Source organism: Pseudomonas sp. PB105, assembly GCF_009764655.1.
Classification (GTDB): domain Bacteria; phylum Pseudomonadota; class Gammaproteobacteria; order Pseudomonadales; family Pseudomonadaceae; genus Aquipseudomonas; species Aquipseudomonas cyclaminis.
This window is the reverse complement of record NZ_RWIO01000008.1, coordinates 32,336-45,239: the sequence shown is the minus strand read 5'-3', so window position 1 is coordinate 45,239 and position 12,904 is coordinate 32,336. Positions and strand designations below refer to the sequence as shown.

11 protein-coding genes are annotated in these 12,904 nt (G+C 61.7%); 3 read left to right on the top strand and 8 right to left on the bottom strand.

All coding sequences use genetic code 11. The features are described 5' to 3' along the window. The 5 genes from EJD88_RS01520 to EJD88_RS01500 form a co-directional block, all read right to left on the bottom strand. The coding region (locus EJD88_RS01520) for a substrate-binding domain-containing protein (protein WP_158876372.1) at positions 1-406 on the bottom strand (406 nt) is incomplete at its 3' end. 38 nt (positions 407-444) lie between these two features. After that, the gene (locus EJD88_RS01515; protein WP_158876370.1) at positions 445-1,308 is read right to left on the bottom strand and encodes an SMP-30/gluconolactonase/LRE family protein; all 864 of its coding nucleotides are present in this window, start codon (positions 1,306-1,308) and stop codon (positions 445-447) included. Between the two features lie 16 nt (positions 1,309-1,324). Continuing rightward, entirely contained in the window at positions 1,325-2,905 is a 1,581-nt protein-coding gene (locus tag EJD88_RS01510) for an aldehyde dehydrogenase (NADP(+)) (RefSeq protein ID WP_158876368.1), read from the bottom strand. Positions 2,906-2,915: 10 nt separating this feature from the next. Next, positions 2,916-3,905 carry an AraD1 family protein gene (gene araD1, locus EJD88_RS01505; RefSeq protein WP_158876366.1) on the bottom strand — a complete coding sequence of 330 codons (990 nt, stop codon included), beginning with the start codon at positions 3,903-3,905 and terminating at the stop codon, positions 2,916-2,918. A gap of 15 nt (positions 3,906-3,920) precedes the next feature. After that, positions 3,921-5,243, bottom strand: coding sequence for an MFS transporter (locus EJD88_RS01500; protein WP_158876364.1), 1,323 nt, complete (start codon positions 5,241-5,243; stop codon positions 3,921-3,923). 191 nt (positions 5,244-5,434) lie between these two features. On the opposite strand from EJD88_RS01500, the gene EJD88_RS01495 reads away from it, so the two are divergent. Next, positions 5,435-7,171, top strand: a complete 1,737-nt coding sequence (locus EJD88_RS01495) for an IlvD/Edd family dehydratase (protein WP_099584589.1) — start codon at positions 5,435-5,437, stop codon at positions 7,169-7,171. Positions 7,172-7,219: 48 nt separating this feature from the next. Beyond that, entirely contained in the window at positions 7,220-7,942 is a 723-nt protein-coding gene (locus EJD88_RS01490; protein ID WP_158876362.1) for a FadR/GntR family transcriptional regulator, read from the top strand. Positions 7,943-8,067: 125 nt separating this feature from the next. Here the strand turns inward: EJD88_RS01490 and EJD88_RS01485 are convergent, their stop codons facing one another. Next, positions 8,068-10,194 (bottom strand): TonB-dependent siderophore receptor, encoded by a 2,127-nt coding sequence (locus tag EJD88_RS01485; protein ID WP_158876360.1) that lies wholly within the window; start codon positions 10,192-10,194, stop codon positions 8,068-8,070. 190 nt (positions 10,195-10,384) lie between these two features. Further along, positions 10,385-11,476, bottom strand: a complete 1,092-nt coding sequence (locus EJD88_RS01480) for an NADH:flavin oxidoreductase/NADH oxidase (RefSeq protein WP_158876358.1) — start codon at positions 11,474-11,476, stop codon at positions 10,385-10,387. Between the two features lie 91 nt (positions 11,477-11,567). Here EJD88_RS01480 and EJD88_RS01475 point away from each other — a divergent pair, with 91 nt between their 5' ends. Further along, entirely contained in the window at positions 11,568-11,867 is a 300-nt protein-coding gene (locus tag EJD88_RS01475) for a helix-turn-helix transcriptional regulator (RefSeq protein WP_099584600.1), read from the top strand. Here EJD88_RS01475 and EJD88_RS01470 read toward each other — a convergent pair. Then, a complete protein-coding gene (locus tag EJD88_RS01470) occupies positions 11,854-12,882 on the bottom strand; it encodes a GGDEF domain-containing protein (protein WP_177411525.1) in 1,029 nt (342 codons plus the stop codon). The two genes, EJD88_RS01475 and EJD88_RS01470, sit on opposite strands and share 14 nt — an antisense overlap. Positions 12,883-12,904 lie beyond the last annotated feature (22 nt).

The window sequence follows — 12,904 nt, the reverse complement described above, 5'->3', positions numbered from 1 at the left end:
CTTCAAACGCGGCCATGCCCAGGTACGGCACGTCCTCCATGAAATTGCCCTTGGCGTCGACAAAGCGGTCATCCACGGCCATGACTTTCAAGCCATTGAGCTTGGCCTTGGCCACGATGGCCGGGCCGAGGGACACGTCCGGCGGGCAGATCACAAAGCCCTTGGCGCCGTTGGCAGCCAGGCTGTCGATGGCAGAGAGGGTTTTTTCGCCATCGGGCACGGCGATCTTGATCACGGTAAAACCGTGTTCCTTACCGGCTTTTTCGGCGAAGGCCCATTCGGTCTGGAACCAGGGTTCTTCGGCTTGTTTGACCAGGAAGCCGATCTTTACTTCTTCGGCTGAGGCGATGCTGCTGAGGCTGCTTAACGCAACGGCGGCGGCAAGGACGCGTAGGACTTTTTTCATGAACGACACCTCTTGTTGTTGTTTTTGAGTCTTGGGGTTTAACCGGCAAAGCGATGGCAAGGTTTGCCAGGAATATCCACTTCAATAGCCAGCACCGCACCGTCCAGGGGGTGATCCAATGGACTGGCGGCACTGGTGATGTACAGCGTGGTGAGGTCGGGCCCACCGAATACGCAACTGGTGGGCCGGCTGACGGGCAATTCAATGATGCGATCCACCTCGCCATCGGGCGTCAGACGCAACAGACAACTGCCGTCCCAACGGGCATTCCAGACATAGCCTTCGGCATCCATCGCCGAGCCATCCGGACCGCCCCGTGTGTGCGGGCCGAACCAGACCTGTGCCGGTTCGAGTTGGCCGTCGGGCTGGATCGCATACTGGTACAACGTTCCATCCATGCTGTCGCCAAAGTGCACCCGGCTGCCCTCCTCGTTCCAGAGCAAGGTGTTGGGAATGCCCAGGCCGCTCAGCAACGGCTTGACCTGCCCATCGGCGTCGATGCGAAACAGGCCACCGGAACGCCGTGTGATCGGCAGGTCTTCGCCGTGTTCGCCGATGTTGTTCTGCATGGTGCCCAGCCACAGCCGCCCCTGGGCATCGCAGCGCGCTTCATTGCCACGGTTGCCCGGTTGCGGGTCGGCCACGCACAGCAGGGTCAGGGCTTCGGTGACCAGGTCCAGGCGGTAGACACCGCTGCTCAAGGTCACCAAGGCATCGCCGCTTTCACACGGGATAAAGGCCGAGACGTGCTCGGGCAATTGCCAGATCTGCAACTGCCCGTCCATCAGGCGCAAGGCCTGTTTGCCGGCGATATTGACCCAATACAGCGCCTGGGTGGGCGCGTCCCAGAACGGGCCTTCGCCCAATTGCGCACGGTGTGCAGTGACGGCCTTACACGACATGAAACCTCCGGGTTCCTTACAGCGAATCGCGCGATGGCGTGCCATCCACCAGGCGCTGGATACGCAACGGGTTAGCGTTTTTCAACGCATCGGGCAGCAGGCTATCAGGGTAGTTCTGGAAGCACACCGGACGCAGGAAACGATCGATGGCCAAGGTGCCTACCGAGGTGCCACGGGCATCGGACGTGGCCGGGTACGGGCCGCCATGCACCATCGAATCGCAGACTTCCACGCCGGTCGGGTAGCCGTTGAGCAGGATGCGCCCGACTTTCTGTTCCAGCAGCGGCGTGAGTTCGGCGAACTGCTGAAAGTCCGCCGGCTCGCCAATGATCGTGGCGGTGAGTTGACCATGCAGGCCATGCAGCGCGGCGCTGAGTTGGGCCTGGTCCGCCACTTCGATAAACACCGTGGTGGGGCCGAAAACTTCTTCTTGCAGCACGTCATCGCCATCGAGCAACAGGCGCACATCGGCCTTGAACAGCTGCGGCTGCGCCTGATTGCCCGCCTGGGTGCTGCCCGCCAGATGTTGAATGCCAGGGTGCGAGAGGAGTTTTTCCAGGCCCTTGCCGTAGCTGCTCAAGGTACCGGCGTTGAGCATGGTTTGCGCCGGTTGCTCGCCGATCAAGTGCGCCACCTGCTGGGTGAACGCAGTGAATGCCGGCGAGGCAATGCCGATCACCAGGCCAGGGTTGGTGCAGAACTGGCCACAGCCCTGCACCACCGACGCGGTGAGGTCACGGGCGATGGTTTCGGTCCGCACCTGCAGAGCCTGGGGCAACACGATCACCGGGTTGATGCTCGACATCTCGGCAAACACCGGGATCGGTTGCGGACGCGCCGCGGCCATATCGCAAAGGGCGCGGCCACCTTTGAGGGAGCCGGTGAAGCCCACAGCCTGGATCGCCGGGTGCTTGACCAGCGCCTCGCCGACGCCACCGCCAAAGATCATGTTGAACACACCGGCCGGCATCTCGGTCGCTTCAGCGGCGCGGATGATTGCATTGGCGACCTGTTCAGCCGTCGCCATGTGCCCGCTGTGCGCCTTGAACACCACCGGGCAGCCGGCGGCCAGCGCGGCGGCGGTGTCACCGCCTGCCGTGGAGAATGCCAAGGGGAAATTGCTCGCGCCAAACACCGCTACCGGGCCGAGGCCGATGCGGTATTGACGCAGGTCCGGACGCGGCAGTGGTTGGCGATCCGGCAGGGCTTTGTCGATGCGCGCACCGTAGAAATCGCCGCGACGCAACACGGTTGCGAACAGGCGCATCTGGCCGCTGGTACGTCCGCGCTCGCCCTTGATGCGGGCCGCAGGCAATGCGGTTTCACGGCAGACCAGCTCAACGAAGTTATCGCTCAGCGCGTCCAGCTCGTCAGCGATCGCATCCAGAAATTGTGCGCGACGTGCGGCGCTCAATGCACGGTACGCCGGGTAAGCCTGCGCGGCGGCCTGGGCGGCGGCGTCGACTTCCTGTGCGGTGGCCTGGTAGAACGCCTGGGGCAAGGCTTCGCCGGTGCTGGCGTCGACGCTTTGCAGCGTAACGCTGCCGTTGGCGCTACGCTGGCCGCCGATGAAGTTGTGGCCGAGAAACTGGGTCATGTTGCGCTCCTTAAAGGGTGATGACATTGCCGGGTTCGAACACCGCATCGACGCTGCCGACACTGTTGATCAACGGCGCGCCGAACTCAGCCTGGCTGATCTCGAACACATCCCCCGGTTGGATACGTATACCGTCGGCGAATGACAAGGTGGCGGTGCCGAAGAAGTGAATGTGCACGTCGCCCGGCTTGAGGAACTGGCTGTACTTGAAGTGGTGGTATTCGAGGTTTTCCAGGCTGTGGCACATATTGGCCTCGCCACTGAGGAATTCGTTCCGCCAGATTTCCTCACCGTTACGCAGGATGCGGCTGGTGCCGGCCAGGTGCTGGGGCAGTTCGCCGACGCGCAGCTCAGGGCCGTAGCTGCAACTGCGCAGTTTGGAATGGGCCAGATACAGGTAGTTCTTGCGCTCCATTACGTGGTCGGAGAACTCATTGCCCACCGCGAAGCCCAGGCGATAGGGCTTGCCGTCGTGGCCGATCACGTAGAGGCCGCCGATTTCCGGCTCCTCACCGGCATCTTCGGCAAATGGCGGCACCGGGAAGGCCTGGCCTGGGCGCACCACGATGCTACCGTCGCCTTTGTAGAACCATTCAGGCTGCACACCCGCCTGGCCGGCGGCGGGTTTGCCACCCTCCACGCCCCATTTGAAGATGCGCATGGTGTCGGTCAAGGCGCTGTCGTCACCGCCCTGGTGCATTTTGTCCCGCGCCGCGGCGCTGCCCAGGTGGGTCAGGCCGGTGCCACTGATCAGCATGTGGGCCGGATCGGGGTGGTCCAGGGGCGGCAGGATTTTTTGTTCGGCCAGCAAGGCGGCGTAGTCGTGGCTGTCGCCCAGGCCGAGGCTGTCGACCTGCTGCTGCAGCTTGACGCCCGCTTCGATGGCGGCCAGCGCCAGTTCGCGCACGCTGTGGGCGCTGCGCACTTCACGCAGTTGCTTGCCTTCCACCACGCCAACGCGGCGCTCGCCATTATTGAGTTCGAACTGCACTAAACGCATGAAGGTTCTCCTAGATTAAGTACGTGTGGCGCCACGGGCGCTGGCGGCGAACTGGTCGGCGGGCAGCACATGCTTGCGCTCCAGCAGGCGATAGACCACGCCGGTCAGCAGCAGCCCGAACAGCATCACCCCGGACAGGAAGTACAAGCCCGAGGCCAGGTTGCCGGTGTATTCCTTGAGTGCGCCGATCACGAACGGGCCGATATAGCCGCCGAGGTTGCCCACCGAGTTGATCAACGCGATGCCAGCCGCCGCACTGGCGCCGGCGAAGAAGCGCCCCGGCAAGGTCCAGAACACCGCCGTGCACGAGAACATCGCAAATGCCGCCAGGCACAGCGCCGCCATTTGCAGCACCGGCACACTCAGCCAGGCGCTGCAGAACAGGCCGATGGCGCCCAGCACATAGAGCACGGCGAGGTGGCCGTAGCGGTCATTCAAGCGGTCGGAACTGCGCGGGATGATCAGCAGGCCAATGATGCCGAAGATGTACGGCACGGCCGAGATGAAGCCGGTGGTGAGGTCACTGCCGCCGAACTGTTTGATCAGCGTCGGCAGCCACAGGCCCAGGCCGTAGATGCTCAGGGTCACCGGCAGATAGAACAGCGCCAGCAGCAACACGCGTTTGTCCTTGAGCGCATGCAAGGGATTGCCATGGCGGGTCTGGCCGTAGGCTTGCAGGTCTTTGTTGAGTTCGTCGGTCAACCAGGTTTTTTCGGCGTCGGTCATCCACTTGACCTGCCTGGGACCATCCGGCAGGTAACGCAGCACCGGCCAGGTCAGCAGGATCGCCGGGGTGCCGATCACGATAAACAACCACTGCCAGCCGTGCAGGCCGAGGATGCCGTCCATGCCCAGCAAGCCGCCGGACACCGGGCCGGTGATCATCATCGCGATGGGTTGGGACAGGATGAACAGCCCGAGGATCTTGCCGCGATGGCGCACCGGGAACCACTGGGTGATGTAGTACAGCACGCCTGGGAAGAACCCGGCTTCGGCCGCACCGAGCAGAAAGCGCATCACATAGAAGCTGTGCGGCCCCTGCACGAACGCCATGCCAATGGTGATGGCGCCCCAGGTGATCATGATCCGTGCGAACCAGCGCCGCGCGCCGAAGCGGTCGAGCATCAGGTTGCTGGGGATCTCGAACAGGAAGTAGCCGATGAAGAACAACCCCGCGCCCAGGCCATAGGCTGCATCACCGATACCGACGTCGGCGCCCATGTGCAACTTGGCAAAGCCCACGGCGGAGCGGTCCACGTAGGCGATCAGGTAGAGCAGGATCAGGAAGGGAATCAGTTTCAGCGTGATGCGCCGGATAAGCCGCAATTCCTCGCTCATGGGGTCGATCTCCGATTGTTGTTCTTATAGGAATCGGGGATGCCTCTCGCGGAACATCCGCCAGGGTCATACCTCAGTTAAGCCAGACTATATAGTAGGACTATTTGCAAAACAACTCTTCCAAAGCGAACATTTTGCGCTTATGTTTAGCCGCAGAGAGAACATATAGTCATACAATAAGAGAATCGATCATGTCTGATAAAAAGCCCGGCCTACGCTCCGCCCAGTGGTTTGGTACCGCCGACAAGAACGGCTTCATGTACCGCAGCTGGATGAAGAACCAGGGCATTGCCGACCATCAGTTCCATGGCAAGCCGATCATCGGTATCTGCAACACCTGGTCGGAGCTGACCCCGTGCAACGCGCACTTTCGCCAGATCGCCGAGCACGTCAAACGCGGCGTGATCGAGGCCGGCGGCTTCCCGGTGGAGTTCCCGGTGTTCTCCAACGGCGAATCCAACCTGCGCCCCACTGCCATGCTGACGCGCAACCTGGCGAGCATGGACGTGGAGGAAGCCATTCGCGGCAACCCCATCGACGGCGTGGTGCTGCTGACCGGCTGCGACAAGACCACCCCCGCCCTGCTGATGGGCGCCGCCAGTTGCGACGTGCCGGCCATCGTGGTCACCGGCGGGCCGATGCTCAATGGTAAGCACAAGGGCCAGGACATCGGCTCGGGCACCGTGGTGTGGCAGCTCAGTGAACAAGTGAAGGCCGGCACCATTACCCTGGATGACTTCCTTGCTGCCGAGGGCGGCATGTCGCGTTCGGCGGGCACCTGCAACACCATGGGCACCGCGTCGACCATGGCCTGCATGGCCGAGGCATTGGGTACCTCGCTGCCGCACAACGCAGCGATTCCGGCGGTGGATGCGCGGCGTTATGTGCTGGCCCATATGTCCGGCATGCGCGCCGTAGAGATGGTGCGCGAAGACTTGAAGCTGTCGAAGATCCTCACTAAAGAGGCCTTTGAAAACGCGATCCGCGTGAACGCCGCCATCGGCGGCTCGACCAACGCCGTGATCCACCTCAAAGCCATCGCCGGGCGCATCGGCGTCGAGCTCGACCTGGACGACTGGACCCGCATGGGCCGTGGCATGCCGACCATCGTCGACCTGCAGCCGTCGGGCCGCTTCCTGATGGAAGAGTTCTACTATGCCGGTGGCCTGCCCGCCGTACTGCGTCGCCTGGGCGAAGCCAACCTGATCCCGCACCCGAACGCGTTGACCGTCAACGGCAAGTCGCTCGGCGAAAACACCAAGGACTCGCCGATCTACGGCCAGGACGAAGTGATCCGCACACTGGACAACCCGATCCGCGCCGACGGCGGCATCTGCGTGCTGCGCGGCAACCTGGCGCCATTGGGGGCGGTACTCAAGCCATCGGCCGCCAGCCCGGAGCTGATGCAGCATCGCGGCCGTGCGGTGGTGTTCGAGAACTTCGACATGTACAAGGCGCGCATCAACGACCCCGAGCTGGATGTGGACGCCAACTCGATCCTGGTCATGAAAAACTGCGGGCCCAAGGGTTATCCGGGCATGGCCGAAGTCGGCAACATGGGCTTGCCGGCCAAGCTGCTGGCCCAGGGTGTGACCGATATGGTGCGTATTTCCGATGCGCGCATGAGCGGCACGGCGTATGGCACGGTGGTGTTGCACGTCGCGCCGGAAGCGGCCGCGGGCGGGCCGTTGGCCACGGTGAAGGAAGGTGACTGGATCGAACTGGACTGCGCCAACGGCCGTTTGCACCTGGACATCCCCGACGCAGAGCTGGCGGCGCGCATGGCCGACCTCAAGCCACCGCAAAACCTGATCGTCGGCGGCTACCGCCAGCTGTACATCGACCATGTGTTGCAGGCGGACCAGGGCTGCGACTTTGACTTTCTGGTGGGTTGCCGTGGGGCGGAAGTCCCCCGTCATTCCCACTAATTGGGATGCTATGATGCCGCGTCTTTAAGCCAGAGCCTCCCCGTCGTTATGGATCACCAGCCGCCCAAGCCGCGCAAGAGCATGCATGCCCAGATCGTTCAGGACTTGGGCATGCACATCGTTTCCGGCCGCTTCAAGCCCGAAGAAAGACTGCCCATGGAGGCCACGCTCTGCGAGGAGTACAAGGTCAGTCGCTCGGTGCTGCGCGAGGCAACCCGGGTGCTCAGCGCCAAGGGCCTGGTGTATTCCAAGCCACGGGTGGGCGCGGTGGTGAGGCCTCGGCTGAAGTGGCACCTGCTGGACCCGGATGTGTTGTCATGGTTGATGCAGTCCACGCCCCACAGTGAATTCTTCAATACCCTGGCCGGGGTGCGGCGCATCCTCGAACCGGAAATCGCCGCCATGGCCGCCTCGACGGCGACCGATGAAGACATCGCCACTATCGAAAAAGCCTACACCGGCATGGAAACCGCGAAGACCCACGAGGACCTGTTGCAGGCCGACCTGGACTTCCACCGCGCCATTGCCGACGCCACGCGCAACGACCTGCTGGCGTATATGTGCAACATGCTGTCGTTGCCGTTGCGCGAGTCGATCAATATCACCAACCGCCGCCCGGACATCCAGGGCCTGAGCCTGCCCCGGCACAAGGCGATCCTCACCGCGATCCAGAACCGTGACGCGCTGGGCGCACGGCATGCGTCGCTGGTGCAGCTGGATGACACGCGGGTGGCGTTGGATACGGTGATGAATGTGCTCACGCCGCTCTAGAGCCTGGTGAAAGCAAATGTGGGAGGGGGCTTGCCCCCGATGGCAATAGATCAGTCAATATTGCTGTGACTGATCCACCGCTATCGGGGGCAAGCCCCCCTCCCACATTGGAGCTGTACAGGCCGTTAGAGGGTGTAGGCGATGCCGACCTGGACTGTGCGCGGGGCGCCTGGGTAGGCGTAGATGTTGCCGAACGCGCCCTCTTCATACTCGCGGTTGAACAGGTTCTTCACGTCCAGGTTCAGCCGCACCTTGTCGTTGAGCTTGTAGTAGCTCAGCAGGTCGACGACGGTGTAGGCGCCCATGGAGAACGCCGTGTTGGCGGTCTGGCCAGCACGCTGGTCGACGTATTTGCCGCCAGCGCCCAGGCCCAGGCCTTTGAGGGCGCCGTCCTGGAACTCATACACGTTGAGCAGGCTGAAGCTGTTGCGGGGGATGTTCAGCAGGCGTGTGCCGGAACGAATGGTGTTGTCCTTGGTGACTTCGGCATCCACGTAGGCGTAGCCGCCGATCACGCGCCATTCAGGGGTGAGGTTGCCGGCGACGTTGAGGTCGAAGCCTCGGCTGCGGACTTGGCCGGCTGCAACGCTGAAGGTGTTGTCCACTGGGTCGGTGGTCAGTACGTTTTTCTTCTCGATCTGATAGATCGCCGCATCGACGCTCAGCTGACGATCCAACGCTTCCCACTTGACGCCCATTTCATAGGACTTGCCTTTCTCCGGCTCGAACCCGCCACCTTGGCGAGCAGCGCCGGTGTTCGGCTTGAAGGAACGTGCGGCGTCGGCATAGACCGCGACAGTATCAGTAAGGTCGTAGATCACGCCCACGCGTGGGGTGACGGCGTTATCGGCGGCTTGCCAAGGTTTAACGCCGGTCACATAGCTTTCGTAATCATGTTCAAACCGCTCAAACCGCGCACCCGCCAACACTTTCAAGCGCTCGGTCAGCGCCACTTGGTCCTGCACGAAGGCCGCATAGGTCTTGAGGTTTTCTTTGTCGTGGGTCGGTGTGCGCGTCAACGTTGGGCGCGGCTGGCCGTAGACGGGATCGAAGATGTCAATCGGGTAAGTACCCGCAGCAGCGCTGGAACGCTGAATGATCGACTTGTAGTCGTAATCTTCATACTCGATACCGGTCAGCAAAGTGTGATCGAAACCACCCATGGAGAAATGCCCGGTGAGGTTGAGCTGGTAGTCCTTGTCGGTCCATTCCAGCTTGCGGTAGTTGAAGTTGCGCTGCAGCGTGCGGCCATCGGCGCTCAGGCCGTTGGCTTCAATCGCATTGCCCTGCAAGGTGCCGTCCAGCCACTGGAACCCACCGCCCAGCGTCCAGTTTTCATTGAGCAGATGCTCGAAACGCAACTGCGCCATGCTGTTGTCGTTGTGCAATTTGCCGACGTCTTTATCACCCCAGAAAGTATCGCGCGATGCATTACCTTTTTGGGTGGGGTAACGCGTCAAACCACGATCCAACGGATGATTGTTACGCATGAAGTCACCTTCAAAGATCACCTTCGTCTCATCGGTAGCTTGCCAGGTGATCACCGGCGTCACGCCGTAGCGTTCGGTTTCCACATGGTCACGGAAGGTGTCGCCGCCCTCGCCCACCACGTTCAGGCGATAGGCCAGGCGACCTTCTTCATCCAGCGGGCCGGAGGCGTCCAGGGTGCCGCGTTTCATGCCTTGGTCATTCAACTGGCTGCCGAGGGTCACGGTACGCTCGGGCAGCGGTTGCTTGGACACCACGTTGAAGGTGCCGCCTGGGTCGCCACGGCCGTAGAGCATGGTCGCTGGGCCGCGCAGTACTTCGAGGCGTTCGATGGTGTTGGCGTCCGGCATGTTCGGGTAGCCACGGTTGATCGGGAAACCGTTGCGGTAGAACTCGCCGGTGGTGAAGCCGCGCACGGTGAAGGTGGTCAGGCCCTGGCCGCCAAAATTGTTGGCACGGCCGACGCCGCCGGCATAGTCGAGGGCGTCTTGCAGGCGGGTAGCGCCGATATCCTCGACTACATCCTTGGACACCACGCTGATGGACTGCGGGGTTTCATGAATCGAGGTGTCGGTACGCGTCGCACTGGCTGAGCGTGTGGCATGGTAGCCCTTGACCGGTCCCTGAGCGGTTTCATAGTCGGCCGTACCGGTCACATTGGTCGCTTGCAACTCCAGGCTGGTTTGCTCGGTAGGCGCGACATCCGCCCAGGTGAAGGGGGAAAACGCCTGCAACACGCAGATTGAAATCAGGGTACGACGCATGGATGTTGGACCTAGTGAATGAGCCAGATGGGACGGCAAACCTGCCAAGAATTCGCGGGGCATGCTATACCATCGCATTCTTGTTTGATATCTATTCTCATTAGTTATTTTTTGCGTATCTGCTTTGTATCAAAATCAAGATAAAGAAAAGCCACTCGATTGAGTGGCTCCCTACACTGCGTGGCTCGCCTCAGCGATACCGCTCCAACCAATGCGCGTAAGGCGCCGGCAAGGTCCAGGAGGACTTGTCCACGCCCAGCTCCTTGGCCGCAAAGTACGCCCAATGCGGGTCGGCCAGGTGCGCACGACCCACCGAGACCAAGTCCAGATGCCCCGCCTGCAACGCGCCTTCTGCCAGTTGCGGCGTACCAAACCCCCACGCCGACGTCACCGGAATACCGGCTTCACGCCGCACGCGTTCGGCAATCGGGCCCATAAAGGCCGGGCCCCACGGGATATTGGTGTCGGGAATGGTGAAACCGACGCTGACGCTCAGCAGGTCCAGGCCACCGGCCTTGAACTTACGTGCCAGTTCGATGGATTCGGTGAGGGTCTGCTCGTCACGGCCGTCGTATTCGATCACGCCGAAACGCGCGGTCAATGGCAGGTTTTCCGGCCAGACTTCGCGTACGGCGGCCAGGGTTTCCAGGAGGAAGCGGCTGCGGTTGTCGAAGCTGCCACCGTAGGCGTCAGTGCGCTGGTTGGAATGCTCGGAGAAGAAGCTCTGGGCCAGGTAACCGTGGGCGAAGTGCAGTTCGATCCACTCGAAACCGGCGTCACGGGCACGGCGGGCGGCGTCGACGAAGTCCTGTTTAACCCGAGCGATGTCTTCCAGGGTCATGGCACGCGGTACGTTGGGCAGGTTCGCACCAAAAGCGATGGCCGAGGGCGCGATGGTTTCCCAGCTGCGGTCGTCGGCGGACGAAATATGGTCATCCCCTTCCCACGGACGGTTGGCGCTGGCTTTACGGCCTGCGTGGGCAATCTGGATGCCGGGCACCGAGCCTGCGGCCTTGATGGCCTGGACCATCGGCACGAACGCCTGGGCGTGGGCATCGCTCCAGATACCGGCGCAGCCTGGTGTGATTCGGCCTTCCGGCGCAACGGCAGTGGCCTCGACCACCAGCAAACCGGCGCCGCCACGGGCCATGCCGGCCAGATGCACGTGATGCCAATCGTTGACGATGCCGTCGTCGGCCATGTATTGGCACATCGGTGGGATGGCGATGCGGTTACGCAGGGTCACGTCTTTGAGTTTGAACGGTTCGAACAGAGCGGACATGGAAAACTCCAGCAGCAAGTGAGTGATTCGATAGTTCGATGGTAATCGAACAATGGTATTCAGCGATACCCCCCTGTTATCATCCGTCCCCATGCGAGCCTTCAAACACCCTACCCTTCAAGACCTGACCTTAGAGCGTCTGCTGTACGCCTTGAGTGATCCGGTGCGCCTGGAAATTGTCCGCTACCTGGCGGGCGTGCCAGAGGCAACCTGTGGCGAACTGGACGGTGGGCGCCCCAAGTCGAGCATGTCCCACCACTTCCGGGTACTGCGCGATGCGGGCCTGGTGCACACCCGCAGCGTGGGCACGACCCATCTGAACTCGTTGCGCGCTGAAGAGCTGGAAAGCCGGTTTCCAGGATTGCTGGCCAGCGTTCTCAGCCAGCGCTGAGGCTGATTGCCTCACCGTCCAGGTACACGCGGTCTTTGCCGTTGTGCTTGGAGGCATACAGGTTGCGGTCGGCACATTTAAGTACCGCCGACATATCGGCCCCCGCCGAAAAGCGCGCCATGCCCGCGCTGCAGGTGTAGTGGTGAGGTGGGGCCACACTGCAGCGGATCGACTGCAACAGGCGGAGCGCGAAATCACTGGCGACTGAAGGGTCATCGCCCACCAATAGCACGCCGAACTCCTCGCCGCCGATCCTGCCGAAGCTATGACTGCCCGGCGTCGATTTGAGGCAACCGGCCATGGCGCAGAGGATGGTGTCGCCGACATCGTGACCGAACTGGTCGTTCTTCAACTTGAAACTGTCAATGTCCAACATCATGAAATAGCCGCTCTCGCCTGCCGCAAGCAACGCGGCGAAGCTCTCCATAAAGGCGCGTCGATTCAGGATGGAGGTCAGGTAGTCTGTTTCAGCCAGTACCCGAAACTCACTCTCGACCAGCAACACCGAGCGCAGGTTTTTCAGGTAGGACACATTAAGAACGCAGCCAATCGAAACGGACGCCGCGCAAAAGATAAACAAGTAAATATCGACGCCTTGGTAAATACCTACCGGAATATGGGGCCAGGCCATTAACCACACCACGATCGCACACACCAGAAAGTCCTGGACCGCGATAAACAGAATTGCACTGCACGCCACCAAGATCACTGCCAGCGGCAAGGCAAACACCTGCAACTGCAGGTCGGTGCGAACAACGTAGGTAAACCCGGCCGTCAACAGCGCCATGTAGACCACCCCCAGCGCCCGCCACAAATAATAGTGAGTGACGCGTCGGTGAAGCCGATACACAACGATCAGACAGAGGGTGACAATGACGGCCTGCACGCCCAGCAGCTTAGCGTGATCAGCCATCAGCACTCCAACCCACGCAATAATCCCGATAAGCTCGGCCTGTGCGATCGCGGGTGACAATAGCCTTTGCATCCGTGGCCTGAGTTTCAAAATAGCTGGCACCCCTTCACTCCTTGCGAATAAG